This is a genomic window from Streptomyces sp. NRRL S-1022 (assembly GCF_000720135.1).
Taxonomy (GTDB): domain Bacteria; phylum Actinomycetota; class Actinomycetes; order Streptomycetales; family Streptomycetaceae; genus Streptomyces.
The window spans coordinates 84,038-103,833 of the sequence record NZ_JOIU01000028.1; the positions used below are offsets into that span (position 1 = coordinate 84,038).

The window sequence follows — 19,796 nt, forward strand, 5'->3', positions numbered from 1 at the left end:
GGTACCGCGGGAGCGCGCCGCACACGGCGTAGACAGAACGAAGGCTCTCGTCCCTCCGACGGAAGGCAGCAAGTCCGTTGGAGGATGCTCGCAGATGACAGCGCCGACGTACCGCCAGGTGCCCGCACAGGTCGACCTGCCCGCTCTTGAGCACGCCGTGCTCGACTTCTGGCGCGAGCAGAAGATCTTCGCCAAGAGCCTGGAGCAGTCCGGGGGCCGCCCCGAGTGGGTGTTCTACGAGGGCCCGCCCACCGCCAACGGCATGCCCGGCGCCCACCACATCGAGGCCCGCGTCTTCAAGGACGTCTTCCCGCGCTTCCGCACCATGCGCGGCTACCACGTGGCCCGCAAGGCCGGCTGGGACTGCCACGGCCTCCCCGTCGAGCTGGCCGTCGAGAAGGAGCTGGGCTTCTCCGGCAAGAAGGACATCGAGGCGTACGGCATCGCCGAGTTCAACGCCAAGTGCCGGGAGTCCGTGCTCCGCCACACCGACGCCTTCGCCGACCTGACGACCCGCATGGGCTACTGGGTCGACCTGGACGACGCCTACGTCACGATGGACCCCGAGTACATCGAGTCGGTCTGGTGGTCGCTGAAGGAGATCTTCGCCAAGGGGCTCCTCGTCCAGGACCACCGCGTCGCCCCCTGGTGCCCGCGCTGCGGCACCGGCCTGTCCGACCACGAGCTGGCGCAGGGCTACGAGACGGTCGTGGACCCGTCCGTGTACGTCCGCTTCCCGCTGACCTCCGGCCCGCTGGCCGGCCAGGCCGCGCTCCTGGTGTGGACGACGACCCCCTGGACCCTGGTGTCCAACACCGCCGTCGCCGCGCACCCGGACGTCACCTACGTCGTCGCGACCGACGGCGAGGAGAAGCTCGTCGTCGCCGAGCCGCTCGTCGCCAAGGCACTCGGCGAGGGCTGGGAGACCACGGGCCAGACCTTCACCGGCGCCGAGATGGAGCGCTGGACGTACCAGCGCCCCTTCGAGCTGGTGGAGTTCCCGGAGCCCGCGCACTACGTGGTCAACGCCGAGTACGTGACCACCGAGGACGGTACGGGCCTGGTCCACCAGTCCCCCGCCTTCGGTGAGGACGACCTCAAGGTCTGCCGCTCCTACGGCCTGCCCGTGGTGAACCCCGTCCGCCCGGACGGCACCTTCGAGGAGGACGTCCCGCTGGTCGGCGGCGTCTTCTTCAAGAAGGCGGACGAACAGCTCACCGCGGACCTCCAGCAGCGCGGCCTCCTCTTCAAGCACCTGCCGTACGAGCACAGCTACCCGCACTGCTGGCGCTGCCACACCGCGCTGCTCTACTACGCGCAGCCCTCCTGGTACATCCGCACGACGGCGGTCAAGGACCGCCTGATCCAGGAGAACGAGAAGACCAACTGGTTCCCGGAGACGGTCAAGCACGGCCGCTTCGGCGACTGGCTGAACAACAACATCGACTGGGCGCTGTCCCGCAACCGCTACTGGGGCACCCCGCTGCCGATCTGGCGCTGCGAGGACGACCACCTCACCTGCGTCGGCTCCCGCGCGGAGCTGAGCGAGCTGACCGGCACCGACCAGTCGGCCCTGGACCCGCACCGTCCGTACATCGACGAGGTCACCTTCGCCTGCCCTCACGAGGGCTGCGGGAAGACGGCCACGCGCGTACCGGAGGTCATCGACGCCTGGTACGACTCGGGCTCGATGCCGTTCGCGCAGTGGGGCTACCCGTACAAGAACAAGGAGCTGTTCGAGAGCCGGTACCCGGCGCAGTTCATCTCCGAGGCGATCGACCAGACCCGCGGCTGGTTCTACACGCTGATGGCCGTCGGCACGCTCGTCTTCGACAAGTCGTCGTACGAGAACGTCGTGTGTCTGGGCCACATCCTCGCCGAGGACGGCCGCAAGATGTCCAAGCACCTGGGCAACATCCTGCAGCCGATCCCGCTCATGGACCAGCACGGCGCGGACGCGGTGCGCTGGTTCATGGCGGCCGGCGGCTCCCCGTGGGCCGCGCGCCGGGTCGGCCACGGCACGATCCAGGAGGTCGTCCGCAAGACCCTGCTGACGTACTGGAACACGGTCGCCTTCCAGGCCCTGTACGCCCGTACGTCCGGGTGGGCGCCGTCCGCGGCGGACCCGGCGCCGGCCGACCGCCCGGTGCTGGACCGGTGGCTGCTGTCCGAGCTGCACGCTCTCACCGACCAGGTGACCCAGGCGCTGGAGGCGTACGACACCCAGCGCGCCGGCAAGCTGCTGTCCGCGTTCGTGGACGACCTGTCCAACTGGTACGTCCGCCGTTCGCGCCGCCGCTTCTGGCAGGGCGACAAGGCCGCGCTGCGCACGCTGCACGAGGTGCTGGAGACGGTCACCAAGCTGATGGCGCCGATCACCCCGTTCATCACCGAGCGGGTGTGGCAGGACCTGGTCGTTCCGGTCAGCCCGGGCGCCCCGGAGTCCGTGCACCTGGCCGCCTGGCCGGAGGCCGACCTGAAGGCGATCGACCCGGAGCTGTCCCGGCAGATGGTCCTCGTCCGCCGGCTGGTGGAGCTGGGCCGTGCCACGCGCGCGGAGTCGGGCGTCAAGACCCGTCAGCCGCTGTCCCGGGCGCTGATCGCGGCGACCGGATTCGACTCCCTGAACCCGGAGCTGCACACGCAGATCACCGAGGAGCTGAACGTCGAGGGGCTGGCGTCCCTGAGCGAGGTCGGCGGCAGCCTGGTCGACACGACCGCCAAGGCCAACTTCCGGGCGCTGGGCAAGCGGTTCGGCAAGCGGGTGCAGGACGTGGCGAAGGCGATCGCCGCCGCCGACGCGGCCGCGCTGTCCCTCGCCCTGCGCGAGGGCACGGCCTCGGTGGACGTCGACGGGGAGACGGTCACGCTCGCCCCGGACGAGGTGATCATCACGGAAACCCCGCGCGAGGGCTGGTCGGTGGCCTCCGACTCCGGCGCCACGGTCGCCCTGGACCTGGAGATCACCGAGGAGCTGCGGCAGGCGGGCCTGGCCCGTGACGCGATCCGGCTGATCCAGGAGGCACGCAAGAACAGCGGCCTGGACGTGGCCGACCGGATCGCGCTGCGCTGGACGTCGGCCGATCCCGCGGTGATCGCGGCGCTGGCCGAGCACAGCGAGCTGATCGCTGACGAGGTGCTGGCCACCGACTTCGGCCAGGGTGAGGCCGACGACAGCTACGGTGCCCCGTTCACCGACGAGGGTCTGTCGCTGACGTTCCGGCTGCGCAAGGCGTAGGCGCCGAGCGGTTCGAGAAGGGCCCGGTCTCCGTCGAGGAGGCCGGGCCCTTCTTCCTGCTTCTTCCCGCTTCTTCCCGCTTCTCCCCGCTTCTTCCTGCTTCTTCCTGCGTGGCGGCCGGTCCCGGTGCCGTGCGTGGTTCCCGGCGCCCCGCGCCCCGGAAAGGTCGCACCGCGCCTGGCACCAGCGGCTCAACCCGCATAAAAAGGGCGGGCCCCCGGGACCGAAGTCCGGGGGGCCCGCCCTGGGGACGCTGCCGACGCCGTTGTCGTGCTGGTCTACCGACCCGTCAGTTGTCGTCCTCGTCGATCAGGAACCCGCGCATCGGCGAGGGAGCCTGACCCATCGGGGACGGACCCTGCGGGCGGACCGGCGCCATGGGCTGGGTCATGGCCGGGGTCATCTGCTGCTGACCGCCGTAGGACGGGCCGGACGGAGCGGACGAGCCGCCCATCGTCTGGTTGCCGCCGTAGGACGGGGCGCTCGCGCCGGCCGGAGCCATGGAGGGCGCCGGGGACGGCGGCAGGGACGCGGTGGCCGGGGTGCGCGGCGGAGCCAGGGAGTCGTCGGCCTGGGTCTCCAGCTGACGCAGCTGGGACTCGAGGTACGACTTCAGGCGCGTACGGTACTCGCGCTCGAAGCCGCGCAGGTCCTCGACCTTGCGCTCCAGCGTGGCGCGCGCGGACTCCAGGGAGCCCATGGCGACGCGGTGCTTCTCCTGCGCGTCCCGCTCCAGGGCGTCGGCCTTGGCACGGGCGTCACGCTCCAGACCCTCGGCGCGGCTGCGGGCCTCGCCGACGATCTTGTTGGCCTCGGAGCGGGCCTCGGCGATCGCCTGGTCGGCGGTCTGCTGGGCCAGCGAGAGGACACGGGCGGCGCTGTCGCCACCGGGGCCCTGACCGGGGCCGCCCATCGGACCGCCCATGGGGCCGCCCATCGGACCACCCATCTGCTGCTGCATGGGCGGCTGACCGCCCATCGGGCCCTGACCCATCGGGCCCTGACCCATCGGACCCTGGCCCATCGGACCCTGGCCCATCGAGCCCTGGCCCATCGGACCGGGACCCTGCGGGCCGCCCTGACCGCCGGGGCCGGCGGGCAGCTGCGGGGCACCGCTCGGCAGCTGGGGCGGGCCACCCATGGGGCCGCCCATCTGCTGCTGCGGCGGGCCCGATATCCCGGCGGGTACCGGCTGGCCGGGACCTCGCATGCCCTGCTGCTGGGGATGCTGCTGCTGTTCCTGCTCCGGAGGTTTGCGCATGTTCTGCTGGTTCTGCGCGGCGGCTCGCGTCGCGGCGGCCAGCTTGGCGCGCAGGTCCTCGTTCTCCCGGAGCAGACGGGTCAGTTCGGCTTCGACCTCGTCGAGGAAGGCATCGACCTCGTCCTCGTCATAGCCTTCTCGGAGGCGGACGGTCGTGAACTGCTTGTTCCGCACGTCCTCGGGGGTCAACGGCATCTCTTCACCTCAACGTAGTCATCGGCAGTCGGCAAGACCGGATCGTCCCCACCCTCATCTCACGAAACTCCCCGCGACGGAGATGAGAATGTAGACGATGATCATCAGTACGAAGAAGGACAGGTCGAGCGCCACGCCCCCGAGACGCAGCGGCGGAATGAACCGCCGCAGAAGCTTCAGCGGTGGATCGGTGACAGTGTAGGTGGCCTCCAGTACGACCACCATCGCCTTGCCGGGTTGCCATGAGCGGGCGAACTGGAAGACGTAGTCCATGACCAGCCGGAAGATCAGCACGACGAGGAACACCATCAGCGCGATGTAGATCACCTGCGCGAACACGCTCATGGCCTGTGGTTCCCTCTCCCCTGTTCCGTGCTCTTCCGTGCTTCGATCCGGTCATACGTCTCAGCTCTGGTTGAAGAACCCGCCCTCTGCGATGCGGGCCTTGTCCTCCGCCGTGACATCGACGTTAGCAGGAGACAACAGGAACACCTTCTGCGTCACCCGCTCGATGCTGCCGTGAAGACCAAACACCAAACCGGCCGCAAAGTCGACAAGTCGCTTCGCATCTGTGTCGTCCATCTCAGTCAGATTCATGATCACCGGGGTGCCCTCACGGAAGTGTTCCCCGATGGTACGGGCCTCGTTGTAGGTCCGCGGGTGCAGCGTGGTGATCCGGTAAGGCTCTCGTTCCGACACGACCTTGGGCATGATCACCGGTGCGTTCTTCTCCAGGGACTGGCGTTCTTGTGTGATGGATGCCACGGGCGCGATGCGCGCCGGACGTCCGGATTCCGCGGCGAGCGAAGTCGCACGGGCCACCGGCTCGCGAGGCGCGGGCGGTTGCACGATTCGCACCTCTTCGTCCCTTTGGGACTGGTGTGCGCCGTGCGACTGGTGTGCCGCCTCGTGCCGTCGGTGGTCCCGCTCCGGCTCCGGGTCCAGCTCGGGCTCGAAGTCGTCGTCGGGGTCGAATCCACGGCCGTCGTACCCATCGTCCTCCACGAGGCCGAGGTAGACCGCCATCTTGCGCATCGCGCCGGCCATGCTCTGAGTCCTCCGCTCTGTGGTGGATCGACTGACGACTGCCAAGTGCCCGCGATCCACGTGGTCCTTGCGCCCGCCTTGGCGCGCATTGACCATATTTTCTGCTGTGGTCCGACTTCCTGGCGACGTTACCCGAGCCTGGGGCGGACTCCGAGTACCGCGGTGCCGACGCGCACATGTGTCGCCCCGGCGGCCACGGCCTGTTCGAGGTCCGCGCTCATCCCTGCAGACACCATGGTTGCAGCCGGATGAGCTCGGCGCAGGTCAGTCGACAAATCCATGAGGCGCTCGAACGCCGCCTGTTCGCGCCCCGCGTACTCCCCGGTGAGCGGAGCGACGGTCATCAGTCCGCCGAGCCGCAGCCCGGGCGCGCCGGCGACGAGGTCGGCCAACTCTTCGATTCCGGCCGGGGCCACGCCACCGCGGTCGCCCCGGCCGCTCGCGCCGGCGTCCAGCGCGACCTGGATCAGGCAGCCCACCTCGCGTCCGGCGCGCACCGCCTCCTTCGACAGGGCGGTGACGAGCCGGGAACGGTCGACGGACTGCACGACATCGGCGTAACCGACCACGGAGCGCACCTTGTTGGTCTGCAGCTGACCGACGAAGTGCCACGTGAGGGGCAGATCCGCGCAGTCGGCGGCCTTCGGGGCCGCGTCCTGGTCTCGGTTCTCGGCGACATGGCGCACACCCAGCCCGGACAGGATCCGCACATCGCTCGCCGGGTAGGTCTTGGTGACCACGATCAGGGTCACCTCCTCCCGGGCGCGCCCGGCCGCCGCGCACGCGGCGGTGATGCGTTCCTCCACCTTCGCCAGGTTCGCGGCGAGTTCGGTCTTACGGTCCGTCATGCCCCATCAGTCCAGCCATACGTAGCTCGCGAGCCGACCGGTGGTGCGGTCGCGGCGGTACGAGAAGTGGTCCTCCGACTCCAGCGTGCACACCGGCGCCTGCGCCCGGTCGCACACCCCGAGCCGGTCGAGCTGCGCGTGCACCCCGGCGCTCACGTCGACCGCCGGCGTGCCCCAGCTCGTCTCGGCGTGCGCCGCCGGCTCTACGGCGGCCACCTCGGCGCGCATCGCCTCCGGCACCTCGTAGCACCGGCCGCACACGGCCGGTCCGGTGCGGGCGACGATCCGTTCCGGTGCCGCGCCGAGCGAGACCATGGCCCGTACGGCGGCGGGGACGACGCCCTCGACCATGCCGGGCCGGCCCGCGTGGGCCGCGGCGGCGACCCCGGCGACGGGGTCGGCCAGCAGCACCGGCACGCAGTCGGCGGTGAGGACGGCGAGGGGGAGCCCGCGCCGGGCGGTGACGATGGCGTCGACCTCCGGCACCGGCCTCTCACCCCACGGCTCGTCCACCACGGCGACGTCCGCGCCGTGCACCTGGTTCATCCAGACGACCAGTTGGGGGTCCAGGCCGAGCGACTTGGCCGCCAGCTCCCTGTTGTGCCGTACCGCCTCGGGCCTGTCGCCGACCGCGCCGCCGAGGTTGAGCTCCTCATACGGAGCGGCGCTCACCCCGCCCCACCGGTCGGTGAAGGCGAAGTGCGCGCCGCTCGCGCTCTCGCGCCGTCCTATCACTTGAGGAAGTCCGGGACGTCCAGTTCCTCGGCCGTGCTGTCCGAGTAGGCGGGCCGCGGCGCCGGCGTGACCGGCGGCTGGACCGGGATGTCGGCCACCGGCTCGGGTGCCGGCTCCGGCTCCTCCTTCGGCTTGACGCTGCCCAGCGAGCCGAAGGACGGACGGCTGGGCTCGCTCGGCCGCGCCGGGGCGGGCTCCTCGCGACGGGCGGGAGCCGAGCCGGAGGCCGAGCCGAGGACGTTGTCCCGGCGGGCCGGCGGCTGGCCGCCGTCGAAGCCGGCCGCGATCACGGTGACCCGGACCTCGTCGCCGAGGGCGTCGTCGATGACCGCGCCGAAGATGATGTTGGCCTCGGGGTGGGCGGCCTCGCTGACCAGCTGGGCGGCCTCGTTGATCTCGAACAGGCCGAGGTCGGAGCCGCCGGAGATGGAGAGCAGCACGCCCCGGGCGCCGTCGATCGACGCCTCCAGGAGCGGGGAGGAGATCGCCATCTCGGCCGCGGCCACCGCGCGGTCGTCGCCGCGGGCCGAGCCGATGCCCATGAGTGCCGACCCCGCCTCGGACATGACCGACTTGACGTCGGCGAAGTCCAGGTTGATCAGGCCGGGAGTGGTGATGAGGTCGGTGATGCCCTGGACGCCGGAGAGCAGCACCTGGTCGGCGGACTTGAACGCGTCAAGGACCGAGACCTGGCGGTCCGAGATGGACAGCAGCCGGTCGTTGGGGATCACGATGAGGGTGTCGACCTCTTCGCGCAGCTCGGCGATGCCGTCCTCGGCCTGGTTCGCGCGGCGCCGTCCCTCGAAGGTGAACGGGCGCGTGACCACGCCGATGGTCAGGGCGCCCAGCGAGCGCGCGATGTTGGCCACGACGGGCGCGCCGCCGGTGCCGGTGCCGCCGCCTTCTCCGGCCGTCACGAAGACCATGTCGGCCCCCTTGAGGACCTCCTCGATCTCCTCGCGGTGGTCCTCGGCGGCCTTGCGGCCGACGGCCGGGTTGGCTCCGGCGCCGAGTCCGCGGGTGAGTTCGCGGCCGACGTCGAGCTTGACGTCGGCGTCGCTCATCAACAGCGCCTGTGCGTCGGTGTTGATGGCGATGAACTCGACGCCCTTGAGACCGACCTCGATCATCCGGTTGATGGCATTGACACCACCGCCGCCGACACCGATGACCTTGATGACTGCGAGGTAGTTCTGCGGTGCTGCCACGTCGAAGGCCTCTCGCCTCGAATTACGTTGTCGCCGCCGGGCGGTGCCCCGCGCCGGGACGACGGATGCCGAATGGGACGGTCCGTAGCGCCGACCCGAACCCTAACCCTGAAGTTTAGGGTTACCAGTGTGTCTGTTCCCTGGAGTCTTCTGAACAGGACACTAAGTCGACAAGTGGCGCCCGTTCAACGAACACGCCGAACCTCCCGTTTTTCTTTTCACCCTATGTGATCAGCCATAGCAGTGCCCAACCAGGGTGCTGGCCTGCGCTGATGTGCGTCAACTCCCTGATGACGCAGGGGCGGTGGGAACGCTGACATCGAAGTGCCGCGCGCCGGGAGCTGCTTTCATGAGTGCCGTGAGGGCCCGTGCCTTGGCACGGCCGTTCTCGCCGCTGCCCCAGACCACCGTGCGCCCGTCGCCCAAGTCCAGCGAGATGGCGTCGAAGGTGCGGACCTGGACGGCCCGGGTGGCCCGCGCCACGGATCCGGGCAGGTCACCGGCGACCCGGACGGCCTCGCGCACCAGTCCTGCGGTGCCGAAGCGCCGGAAGCTCGCGGCGCCCGGGCCGGTGCGGGACGCGGACAATTCCAGCATCGGAACGCCATTCGGCGCCTGGGATACCGTGGCGAACCGGACACCTTCGTCATCGACTTCGACGAACTTCCCGCCCTTTCGGACCAGCAGGACCGGAGTGCGCTCGACCACTTTCAGGCCGATTCCATGCGGCCAGGAACGAACCACGTCTACGGTGTCAATTCGGGGCAATTTTCGGCGAAGGCGGGCTTCGATCCCGTCCGTGTCGAGGGAAATCATCGGGTTCCCGACCGGTACGGCCGCCGCCGCCCGGACCTCGGCAGGGGTCAGTACCCGCGTGCCCGACACCGAGACGTGCTCGATGCGCAGCCACTTCGAGCCGTAGAGCGCCCAGGCGCCACCGGCCCCCAGGAGCACGAGAACGGCGGCCAGGACGACGATCGCGCGCAGGCGCGGACTTCTGAGCCTGCGGACGAGCGGCGGGCCGGACGACTCCTGCTGGCGTTCACCGCGCTCGGCGGTCGTCGGTCCGGCCACGCTCACTGCCCTTTCGTCATACGGTCCTATCGGCGCGAGGCGATCGCCTCGTACACCATCCCGACGAGCAGGTCGTCGGCGTCCCGGCGGCCGAACTCGCTCGCCGCGCGGGACATCTCGTACAGCCGGTGCGGGTCGGCGAGCACGGGCAGCACGTTCTGCTGCACCCACTCGGGCGTCAGGTCCGCGTCGTCGACGAGGAGTCCGCCGCCGGCCTTGACCACCGGCTGGGCGTTGAGCCGCTGTTCGCCGTTGCCGATGGGCAGCGGGACGTAGGCGGCCGGGAGCCCGACGGCGGAGAGTTCGGCGACGGTCATCGCGCCCGCGCGGCAGAGCATCATGTCGGCCGCGGCGTACGCGAGGTCCATCCTGTCCAGGTAACTTACCGGGATGTAGGGGGGCATTCCCGGCATCTGCTGCACCTGCGGCAGTTCGTTCTTCGGACCGACCGCGTGCAGGATCTGGATGCCGGCCTGCTGCAGCCACGGGGCGACCGTCTGGGTCACCTCGTTCAGCCGCCGGGCGCCCTGCGAACCGCCCGAGACGAGCAGCGTGGGCAGGTTCGGGTCGAGCCCGAAGCGGTGGCGGGCCTCGGGGCGGACGGCGGCGCGGTCCAGCGTGGCGATGGAGCGGCGCAGCGGGATGCCGATGTAGCGGGCGTCACGCAGCTTGCTGTCCGGGGTGGAGACGGCGACCCGGGCCGCGTACCGCGAGCCGATCTTGTTGGCCAGGCCCGGACGGGCGTTGGCCTCGTGGATCACGATGGGCACGCCGAGGCGCTTGGCGGCCAGGTAGCCGGGCAGGGCGACGTAGCCGCCGAAGCCGACCACGCAGTCCGCCTTGGTGCGCTCCAGGATCTGCTCCGCGGCCTTGATCGTGCCGCGCAGCCGGCCCGGGACGGTGATCAGCTCGGGGGTGGGCTTGCGTGGCAGCGGCACCGCCGGGATCAGCGCGAGCTCGTAGCCGCGCTCCGGGACGAGCCGGGTCTCCAGGCCTCGCTCCGTGCCCAGGGCCGTGATCCCCACGGTCGGGTCCTGCCTGCGCAGGGCGTCCGCGAGGGCGAGCGCGGGCTCGATGTGGCCGGCGGTCCCCCCACCGGCGAGTACGACATGCACCGAAATTCACCGCTCTCCGGACGAACGCGCCGCCGAGGCACGCCGTCGCATCGTGTTCCATCTCCGAGGCCCCCGCTCGGCACCGGAGCCTCCCGCCCGCTTTCTACCAAAGCGAGGTTGCCGCATCGCAAGCGCCGCCCGCGCAGCGGGCTCGTCGCGCGCGAAGGCGATCAGCAACCCGATGGCGAACATGGTCGGCAGCAGGGCGGACCCTCCGTAGGAGAACAGCGGGAGCGGGACGCCGGCGATCGGCAGCAGACCGAGCACCGCACCGATGTTGATCACCGCCTGGGCGGTGATCCAGGTGGTCACGCCTCCCGCGGCATACCTCACGAAGGGGTCCTCCGTGCGTCCGGCCACGCGGATACCCGCATAGCCTAGAGCCGCGAACAGGGCGAGCACCGACAGCGTCCCCGCGAGGCCCAGTTCCTCACCGGTGACGGCGAAGATGAAGTCGGTGTGGGCTTCCGGGAGTTGGCCCCATTTTTCCACACTCGCGCCGAGTCCGGAGCCGAAGAGTCCGCCGGAGGCCAGGGCGTAGATCCCGTGCACGGCCTGCCAGCAGTCGGCGACCCCCGTCTTCGGCTCGGTGGCGCCGATGCAGGCGAGGCGGGCCATCCGGTTGGGGCTGGTCTTGATCAAGGTCACACCGATCAGCGCGGCGACGGACAGCACGCCCGCGAACAGCCGGGTCGGCGCGCCCGCGAGCCACAGCAGCCCGAACAGGATCGCCGTGAGAATGATCGCGGTGCCCATGTCGCCGCCGAGCATGATCAGCCCGAGCAGCAGGAAGGCGACCGGCACCAGGGGCACCAGCATGTGCTTCCACTGGGTCAGCAGCTTCCTCTCCTGCTTGCGGGCGATCAGGTCCGCGCCCCACAGCACCAGGGCCAGCTTGCCGAACTCGCTGGGCTGGATCTGGAAGGAGCCGCCGAGGGAGATCCAGTTCTGGTTGCCGTTGACCGCCATCCCTATCCCGGGGATCTGCACCAGGATCATCAGGAAGACGGCGCCGGCGAGGATCGGGTAGGCCAGCGCCCGGTGCAGCTTCACCGGCATGCGGGAGGCGACGAACAGCAGTGCGCCGCCGATGAGCGCGGCGAGGGCCTGCTTGCGGAAGAAGTACGACCCGGGCAGCGACAGCTGGAGCGCGGTGATCTGGGAGGCCGAGTAGACCATCACCAGACCGAGCACGGTGATCAGCACACTGCCGCCGACGATCAGGTAGTAGGCGGTCAGCGGCCGGTCCCAGGCCCTCCGCGCGCGCGTGAAGAGCTGCTGGACGGGGTTCTCGCGCGGCGGCCGGGGAACGGCGGGACGCGGACGCCGGGACGCCCGCTGCACGGGTGGCTTCCCGGTACGGCTACTGGGCATCGGCGCCTCCGTTGCACGTCGACCGTCCCACGCGTCCCTCCCAAGGTCCGCCCGGCAGGCGGCCGGGGTCAGGCGTCGAGTTCGCGGACCGCCGCCGCGAACGCGTCACCGCGCTGGTTGTAGTTGGTGAACATGTCCATGGAGGCACAGGCCGGGGCCAGCAGCACCGTGTCGCCGGGCTGAGCCAGCCGCTTCGCTTCCGTCACCGCCTGGAGCATCGCCTCAGTGTCGGTCCGGTCGAGGTCGACCACGGGTACTTCCGGGGCGTGTCGCGCGAGGGCGTCGCGGATCAGCGCGCGGTCGGCGCCGATCAGGACCGCGCCGCGCAGCCGCTTCGCCGACTTGGCGACCAGCTCGTCGAAGGTCGCGCCCTTCGCCAGACCGCCCGCAATCCATACGATCGGTTCATATGCCGCCAAGGAGGCTTCCGCGGCATGGGTGTTCGTCGCCTTGGAGTCGTCCACGTATGCGACGCCGTCGATGTCGGCGACGTGCGCGATGCGGTGGGCGTCCGGCCGGAAGGCCCGCAGACCGTCCCGTACGGCCCGGGCGGGCACCCCGAAGGCGCGCGCCAGGGCCGCGGCGGCAAGGGCGTTGGCGATGTTGTGCGGGGCCGGCGGGTCGACGTCGGAGACCTCGGCCAGCTCCTGCGCGTTCTTCTGCCGGTCCGCCACGAAGGCGCGGTCGACCAGGATGCCCTCCACGACGCCGAGTTCGGAGGGACCGGGCGTGCCCAGGGTGAACCCGACGGCCCGGCAGCCCTCTTCGACATCGGCCTCGCGGACGAGGTCCTCGGTGGCCTTGTCGGCGACGTTGTAGACGCAGGCGACCTTGTTGCCCTCGTAGATACGGCCCTTGTCGCGCGCGTAGGCCTCCATGGAGCCGTGCCAGTCGAGGTGGTCCGGCGCGAGGTTGAGGACGGCCGCGGAGTGGGCGCGCAGGGAGGGCGCCCAGTGCAGCTGGTAGCTGGACAGCTCCACGGCGAGCACGTCGTACTGCTCCTCGCCGAGGACCGCGTCCAGCAGGGAGACGCCGATGTTGCCCACGGCGGCCGTGCGCAGGCCCGCCGCCCGCAGGATGGAGGCGAGCATCTGGACGGTCGTGGTCTTGCCGTTGGTGCCCGTCACGGCCAGCCAGGGGGCCGCGTCGGGGCCGCGCAGCCGCCAGGCCAGCTCCACGTCGCCCCAGACCGGCACCCCGGCCTGCCCGGCGGCGCGGAACAGCGGCTTGTCGGGCTGCCAGCCGGGCGCGGTGACGATCAGCTCGGTGCCCTCCGGGAGGGTCGCCCCGTCGCCGAGGCGCACGGTGATGCCGAGCGCCTCCAGCTCCGCGGCCTGCTCACGCGCGCGTGCGTCGTCGCCGTCGTTGACGACCGTGACGATCGCCCCGCGCGCGTGCAGCACCTTCGCCGCCGGGACGCCGGAGACGCCGAGCCCGGCCACGGTGACGTGCTTGCCCTGGAAGTCGGAAGGCCCAGAAGGCACCGAGGAGGTCACTTGTCCGCTGCCCATCCTGCGTAGAAGAGGCCCAGTCCGACGATCACACAGATTCCCTGGATGATCCAGAAGCGGACCACCACCAGGACCTCGGACCAGCCCTTGAGTTCGAAGTGGTGCTGGAGGGGTGCCATCCGGAAGACGCGCTTGCCGGTCAGCCGGAAGGAGCCGACCTGGATGACGACCGACATGGTGATGAGGACGAACAGGCCGCCCATGATGGCCACCAGCAGCTCCGTGCGGGAGAGGATGGCCAGGCCGGTGAGGACGCCGCCGAGGGCGAGCGAACCGGTGTCGCCCATGAAGATCTTCGCCGGCGAGGTGTTCCACCACAGGAAGCCCAGGCAGGCGCCCATCAGCGCGGAGGCGACCACGGCCAGGTCCAGCGGGTCGCGCACCTCGTAGCAGGCGCCCGGGTTGGTCAGGGTGCCCGCGTTGGCGCAGGACTCCTGGAACTGCCAGACGCCGATGAAGGTGTAGGCGCCGAAGACGAGCACGGAGGCGCCGGTGGCCAGACCGTCCAGGCCGTCGGTGAGGTTCACGCCGTTCGACATCGCGAGGATCATGAACAGCGCCCAGACCACGAACAGCACCGGGCCGATCGACCAGCCGAAGTCGGTGATGAACGACAGCTTGGTGGAGGCGGGGGTGTTGCCGCGGGCGTCGGAGAACTGCAGCGACAGCACCGCGAAGGCGATGCCGACGATCAGCTGGCCGGCCATCTTCGCCTTGGCCCGCAGACCCAGCGACCGCCGCTTGACGATCTTGATGTAGTCGTCGAGGAAGCCGACCAGGCCCATGCCGAACATCAGGCCGAGGACCAGCAGCCCGGAGTAGGTGGGCGGGTAACCGGTGATGAGCTTGCTCAGGAAGTACGCGGCGATCGTCGCCAGGATGAAGGCGATGCCGCCCATGGTCGGCGTACCGCGCTTGCTGGCGTGCTCGCGCGGGCCGTCGTCACGGATGTACTGGCCGTAGCCCTTGCGGGCGAGAAGCTTGATCAGCAGCGGGGTGCCGACCAGCGTCAGGAAGAGGCCAATGACTCCTGAGAACAGGATCTGCTTCATCATCGGGCGGCAACCTCACCCTCGGCACCGGTCTCGGTGAGCGCCTGGGCGACGCTCTCCAGCCCCACCGACCGGGACGCCTTCACGAGCACGACGTCCCCCGGGCGCAACTCGCTGCGCAACAGGTCGATCGCCGCCTGTGCGTCGGACACGTGCACCGACTCCTCACCCCACGAACCCTCGTTATATGCGCCCAATTGCAGCCAGGAGGCCTCAATCCCCCCGACGGCGACGAGCTTGCTGACGTTGAGCCGGACGGCGAGCCGTCCGACGGCGTCGTGCTCGGCGAGCGCCTCGTCCCCCAGCTCGGCCATCTTGCCGAGCACCGCCCACGTGCGGCGCCCCTTGCCCATGGCCGCGAGCGCCCTCAGGGCGGCCCGCATGGACTCGGGGTTGGCGTTGTAGGCGTCGTTGACGATGGTCACGCCGTCCGGGCGCTCGGTGACCTCCATGCGCCAGCGGGAGAGGGAGCCCGCCTCGGAGAGCGCGAGGGCGATCTCTTCCGCGGACATGCCCAGCTCATGGGCGACGGCGGCCGCGGCGAGCGCGTTCGACACGTGGTGCTCACCGTACAGGCGCATCGTCACATCGCTTGCACCGGAGGGTGTGTGAAGCCTGAAGGCGGGCTGTCCGCTGTCCGTGAGTCGTACGTTCTCGGCGCGTACGTCCGCTTCGGCCGACTCTCCGAAAAGGACCACCTTCGCCTTGGTACGGGCGGCCATGGCCCGCACCAGCGGGTCGTCGGCGTTGAGGATCGCCGCCCCGTCCTCCGGGAGGGCCTCCACGAGTTCGCCCTTGGCCTGGGCGATCTGCTCGCGCCCGCCGAACTCGCCGATGTGGGCGGTGCCGACGTTGAGCACCAGACCGATCCTCGGCGGGGTGAGACCGGCGAGGTAGCGGATGTGCCCGATGCCGCGGGCGCCCATCTCCAGCACGAGGAACCTGGTCTCCTCGGTGGCGGACAGGGCGGTCAGCGGCAGCCCGATCTCGTTGTTGAGCGAGCCGGGCGTGAAGACGGTCGGCGCCTTGCGGCGGAGCACCTGGGCGATGAGGTCCTTGGTGCTGGTCTTGCCGGCCGAGCCGGTGAGGGCGACGAGGGTCGCGCCGAGCCGGCGTACGACGTGCCGGGCGAGGGCGCCGAGGGCCGTCTGCACGTCCTCCACGACGATCGCGGGCACGCCGACCGGCCGGGACGCCAGCACGGCGACCGCGCCGGCCGCGACGACCTGCGGCGCGTAGTCGTGGCCGTCCACGCGCTCGCCGACGAAGGCGGCGAACAGGCTGCCGGGCACCACCTCACGGGAGTCCCGGACGACCGGTCCCGTCACCTGCACGGACGGATCCGGTATGTCGTGCGTCTGCCCGCCGACGACTGCTGCGATCTCGGCGAGGGAGAGGGCGATCACAAGTTCATCCCTGGGTCTTCTGGATAGCTTCGCGAAGCACCTGGCGGTCGTCGAAGGGACGGACCACGCCGGCGATGTCCTGGCCCTGCTCGTGGCCCTTGCCCGCGACCAGCACGGTGTCGCCGGCCTGGGCGCGGCCCACGGCGGCGGCGACGGCGGCGGCCCGGTCCTCGAAGAGGAGCACCTCGCCGCGCTCGTGCGCGGGCACGGAGGCCGCGCCCCGGAGCATGGTCGCGAGGATCGCGAGCGGGTCCTCGGAGCGGGGGTTGTCGGAGGTCAGTACGGCCGTGTCGGCGAGCCGGGCCGCGGCGGCGCCCATCGGGGCGCGCTTGGTCTCGTCCCGGTCGCCGCCGCAGCCGAGGACGACGTGCAGCCGGCCCTTGGTGACCTTGCGCAGCGCCTTGAGCACCGACTCGACGGCGTCGGTCTTGTGGGCGTAGTCGACGACCGCGAGGTAGGGCTGCCCGGCGTCGACGCGCTCCAGACGCCCGGGGACGCCCGGGACGGCGGCGATGCCGTCGGCGGCGGTCTGCGGGTCGAGGCCGGCCACGGCGAGGGCGACGACGGCGGCGAGGGTGTTCGCCACGTTGAACGGGCCCGGCAGCGGCGACTTGGCGTGGATGCGCTCGCCGTTCGGGCCGAGCACGGTGAACGTCGAGTCCATGGGGCCGATCTGGACGTCCTGGGCGCGCCAGTCGGCGTCGGGGTGGCCCTCGGCGGAGAAGGTGACGACCGGGACGGTCGCCTCCCGCGCGAGCCGGCGCCCGTACTCGTCGTCGGCGTTGACCACGCCGAGCCTGCTGCGTTCCGGGGTGAAGAGCTGTGCCTTGGCCCGGAAGTAGTCCTCCATGCCGGAGTGGAACTCCATGTGTTCCGGGCTGAGGTTGGTGAAGACGGCGATGTCGAAGACGCAGCCGTCGACCCGGCCGAGGACCAGGGCGTGGCTGGAGACCTCCATGGCGACCGCCGTGACGCCCTCCTCGCGCATGACGGCGAACAGGGCCTGGAGGTCGGTGGCTTCGGGGGTGGTGCGCTCGGACTTGATCCGCTCCTCGCCGATGCGGATCTCCACCGTGCCGATGAGTCCGGTGCGGTGGGACGCGCCCAGGCCGCCCTCGACGAGATAGGCGGTGGTGGTCTTGCCGGAGGTGCCGGTGATGCCGATCTGGAGCAGGTCGCGGCCCGGGCGGCGGTAGATGGTGGCCGCCAGCTCCCCCATCCGTCCGCGCGGGTCCTCGACGACCAGGACGGGCAGTCCGGTCGCGGCGGCCCGCTCGGCCCCGGTGGGGTCGGTGAGTACGGCGGCGGCGCCCAGGCTCGCGGCCTGGGTGACGAAGTCCGCGCCGTGCAGACGGGCGCCCGGGAGGGCTGCGTACAGGTCGCCGGGGCGGACGGCGCGCGAGTCGTGGGTGATCCCCGTAATCTCGGCGGCGCCCTGCGGCGCGGTGACACCCAGCTGGTCGGCGAGCTCCGCGAGCGGGGTGGCGGGGAGCTGCGTCGGCCGGGGCAGTCCCGGATAGGTCACGGGTTGGCCCTTCTGGGTGGTTTGGGACTGATCAGCGTGTGGCACGGCGGTGAGCGTACCGGGCGCACCCGCTCCGGAGCGAAGTGAGGGGCCTGCGGCCCCGTGGTTCCCGGCGTCGGGGGTGATCGTTGTCACGAGCTCGTTCCTGGTGTTTCCGTGCTGATCAGGGTGGCGCTGATCAGGGCTTGTACTCGACGGGCAGGCTGGCCGGCTTCGCCCCGGTCGGCGGGATCTGGAGGGTCTTCAGGGCGAACTCCATCACCTGCTTGTAGATGGGACCGCAGATCTGGCCACCGAAGTAGCTGCCGGCGGTGGCGTTCTGGATGGCGCAGTAGACGGTGATCCGCGGGTTGTCGGCGGGCGCGAAGCCGGCGAACGACGAGGTGTAGCCGCGGTAGCGGCCGGTGGCCGGATCCACGCGGTTCGCCGTGCCGGTCTTGCCCGCGACCCGGTACCCGGGGATGCGGGCCTTCACGCCGGTGCCCTGCTCGTCGTCGACGACGGACTCCAGCATCTGGGCGAGGCTCTTGGCCGTCCTGGCGCTGACGACCCGGGTCTGCCGGGGCTTGGGGGCCGGGGCGAAGCGGCCGTCGGCGCCCTTGGTGCCGCGCACCAGGGTCGGTACGACGCGGACGCCGCCGTTGGCGATGGTCGAGTACACGGACGCGGCCTGCATGGCGTTGATGGAGAAGCCCTGGCCGAAAGGGATCGTGTACTGCTGCGAGGTGGACCACTTCTGCGGCGGCGCGAGGATGCCGGGGGTCTCGCCGGGGAAGCGGAGGCCGGTGTAGCTGCCGATGCCGAACTTGCGCAGGTACCGGTGGAGGACGTTGTTGGCCTCCGGCTGACTCTTGCCGAGTTCGCCGGTGGCCAGGATGGTGCCGATGTTGCTGGACTTGGCGAGCACGCCGTTGAGCGTGAGGTACCAGGTGGCGTGGTCGATGTCGTCCTGGAAGAGCCGGTCGCCGCGGTGCAGCCGGTTGGGTACGACGACATGGGTGAGCGGGGTCGCCACGTTCTGCTCCAGCACGGCCGCCATGGACATCACCTTGGCGGTGGAGCCGGGCTCGTAGGCGTCCTGGAGGGCCGCGTTGCCCATGGCGTCGCCGTCGGCCTTCGCCAGGTCGTTCGGGTCGAAGCCGGGCGAGTTGGCCATGGCGAGGATCTGGCCGGTGCGGGTGTCCTGCACGATGACGTAGCCGCGGTCCGCCTTGGACTGCTTCACCTGCTCGGTGATGGCGTTCTGGGCGGCCCACTGGATGTCGCGGTCGATGGTCAGCTCGACGTCGGCGCCGGGCACCGCGGGCGTCTCGGTGGACCCGACGGTGGGCACCTCGCGGCCGCCGGCCTGGGCGTAGCGGACCTTGCCGTCCTTGCCGGAGAGCTGCTTGTCCAGCTCCTGCTCGATGCCGCCGCCGCCCTTGCCGTCGGCGTTGACCCAGCCCAGTATCCCGGCGGCCAGGTCGCCGTTGGGGTACACGCGCTGGCTGCTGGGGTCGGCGAAGACGCCGGCCAGCACGTTGGCGGTGGTGTGGTCGGTCTCCGCCTTGTTGGCGAGCGCGGTCTTCAGGTCCTTGATCTGCTTCCAGACCTGCGGGGTCTGCCGGGCGGCGAGCCGGGTGTAGCGGGAGTTCCGGTTCTCCGGGCGCAGCTTCCTGACGAGCGCGGCCTGGTCCTGGCCGAGGATCGGGGCGAGCAGCGCGGCGGCCTGCTCGGGTCCGTCGGTGATCTTCAGCTGCTTGGCGCTGAACATCGTCGGGTCGGCCGTGATGTCGTACGCGTCCTCGCTGACGGCCAGCGCGACACCGTTGCGGTCGGTGATCTCGCCGCGCTCGGCGGCCAGCGTGTGCACCACGTACCGGTTCTGCTCGGCGCGTGCCGTGTAGGCGCTCGCGTCGACGGCCTGGACCTGGAGCAGCCGTACCGCGAAGGCGAGCAGCACCAGCGTCAGGGCGAGGCTGACCAGGCGCAGCCGGGGCCGGGGGCTGCCGAGCCGGAGGGGCTGCGTCACCGGGGGCCGGGCCCCGCCGGGGCGGCGGACCGGCCGGGCACCGGGGCCGGCCTGCCGCCGGACGGCACCCCGCGGCCGCGGGGGCTTGGCGGGTCCGGGCACCCGGCGGCGCGGTGCTTGCCTGTCGGACACTTCCGTCACCTGCCGGGGGTCGGGGTGGGGATGGGCTGGGGGGCGGCGGGCGGCGCCGGGAGGG

General features: G+C 70.9%; 15 protein-coding genes. 1 reads left to right on the forward strand and 14 read right to left on the reverse strand.

The genetic code is table 11. The features are described 5' to 3' along the window. Nucleotides 1–94 precede the first annotated feature (94 nt). A complete protein-coding gene (gene ileS / locus IG05_RS0133665) occupies nucleotides 95–3,238 on the forward strand; it encodes an isoleucine--tRNA ligase (protein WP_030347859.1) in 3,144 nt (1,047 codons plus the stop codon). Nucleotides 3,239–3,527: 289 nt separating this feature from the next. On the opposite strand, the gene IG05_RS0133670 is transcribed toward ileS, so the two are convergent. The 14 genes from IG05_RS0133670 to IG05_RS0133735 form a co-directional block, all read right to left on the reverse strand. Beyond that, the gene (locus tag IG05_RS0133670; protein ID WP_030347860.1) at nucleotides 3,528–4,694 is read right to left on the reverse strand and encodes a DivIVA domain-containing protein; all 1,167 of its coding nucleotides are present in this window, start codon (nucleotides 4,692–4,694) and stop codon (nucleotides 3,528–3,530) included. Between the two features lie 54 nt (nucleotides 4,695–4,748). After that, nucleotides 4,749–5,039, reverse strand: a complete 291-nt coding sequence (locus tag IG05_RS0133675) for a YggT family protein (RefSeq protein WP_030347861.1) — start codon at nucleotides 5,037–5,039, stop codon at nucleotides 4,749–4,751. 60 nt (nucleotides 5,040–5,099) lie between these two features. Further along, nucleotides 5,100–5,741 carry a cell division protein SepF gene (locus tag IG05_RS0133680; RefSeq protein ID WP_030347862.1) on the reverse strand — a complete coding sequence of 214 codons (642 nt, stop codon included), beginning with the start codon at nucleotides 5,739–5,741 and terminating at the stop codon, nucleotides 5,100–5,102. Nucleotides 5,742–5,869: 128 nt separating this feature from the next. Beyond that, complete coding sequence (locus tag IG05_RS0133685) at nucleotides 5,870–6,589, reverse strand: YggS family pyridoxal phosphate-dependent enzyme (protein WP_030347863.1); 720 nt, start codon at nucleotides 6,587–6,589, stop codon at nucleotides 5,870–5,872. A 6-nt stretch (nucleotides 6,590–6,595) separates the two neighbouring features. After that, complete coding sequence (gene pgeF, locus IG05_RS0133690) at nucleotides 6,596–7,324, reverse strand: peptidoglycan editing factor PgeF (protein WP_030347864.1); 729 nt, start codon at nucleotides 7,322–7,324, stop codon at nucleotides 6,596–6,598. Continuing rightward, complete coding sequence (gene ftsZ, locus IG05_RS0133695; RefSeq protein WP_030347865.1) at nucleotides 7,321–8,532, reverse strand: cell division protein FtsZ; 1,212 nt, start codon at nucleotides 8,530–8,532, stop codon at nucleotides 7,321–7,323. The genes pgeF and ftsZ overlap by 4 nt, the downstream gene beginning before the upstream one ends. A 279-nt stretch (nucleotides 8,533–8,811) precedes the next feature. Next, nucleotides 8,812–9,606: a cell division protein FtsQ/DivIB gene (locus IG05_RS0133700; RefSeq protein WP_030347866.1), complete on the reverse strand. Its 795-nt coding sequence runs from the start codon at nucleotides 9,604–9,606 to the stop codon at nucleotides 8,812–8,814. Nucleotides 9,607–9,632: 26 nt separating this feature from the next. Further along, nucleotides 9,633–10,721 (reverse strand): undecaprenyldiphospho-muramoylpentapeptide beta-N-acetylglucosaminyltransferase, encoded by a 1,089-nt coding sequence (murG, locus tag IG05_RS0133705; protein WP_030347867.1) that lies wholly within the window; start codon nucleotides 10,719–10,721, stop codon nucleotides 9,633–9,635. 6 nt (nucleotides 10,722–10,727) lie between these two features. Further along, nucleotides 10,728–12,095, reverse strand: coding sequence for a putative lipid II flippase FtsW (gene ftsW, locus IG05_RS0133710; protein ID WP_030347868.1), 1,368 nt, complete (start codon nucleotides 12,093–12,095; stop codon nucleotides 10,728–10,730). Between the two features lie 68 nt (nucleotides 12,096–12,163). Next, nucleotides 12,164–13,606: a UDP-N-acetylmuramoyl-L-alanine--D-glutamate ligase gene (gene murD / locus IG05_RS0133715; RefSeq protein WP_051790531.1), complete on the reverse strand. Its 1,443-nt coding sequence runs from the start codon at nucleotides 13,604–13,606 to the stop codon at nucleotides 12,164–12,166. Beyond that, nucleotides 13,588–14,658, reverse strand: coding sequence for a phospho-N-acetylmuramoyl-pentapeptide-transferase (gene mraY / locus IG05_RS0133720; protein ID WP_030347870.1), 1,071 nt, complete (start codon nucleotides 14,656–14,658; stop codon nucleotides 13,588–13,590). The genes murD and mraY overlap by 19 nt, the downstream gene beginning before the upstream one ends. After that, nucleotides 14,658–16,064 (reverse strand): UDP-N-acetylmuramoyl-tripeptide--D-alanyl-D-alanine ligase, encoded by a 1,407-nt coding sequence (locus IG05_RS0133725; RefSeq protein ID WP_030347871.1) that lies wholly within the window; start codon nucleotides 16,062–16,064, stop codon nucleotides 14,658–14,660. Before IG05_RS0133725 ends, mraY begins: the two co-directional genes overlap by 1 nt. A 4-nt stretch (nucleotides 16,065–16,068) precedes the next feature. Next, nucleotides 16,069–17,724 (reverse strand): UDP-N-acetylmuramoyl-L-alanyl-D-glutamate--2,6-diaminopimelate ligase, encoded by a 1,656-nt coding sequence (locus tag IG05_RS0133730; protein WP_078894671.1) that lies wholly within the window; start codon nucleotides 17,722–17,724, stop codon nucleotides 16,069–16,071. A 43-nt stretch (nucleotides 17,725–17,767) separates the two neighbouring features. Next, nucleotides 17,768–19,732, reverse strand: coding sequence for a peptidoglycan D,D-transpeptidase FtsI family protein (locus IG05_RS0133735; RefSeq protein ID WP_030347873.1), 1,965 nt, complete (start codon nucleotides 19,730–19,732; stop codon nucleotides 17,768–17,770). Nucleotides 19,733–19,796: the final 64 nt, after the last annotated feature.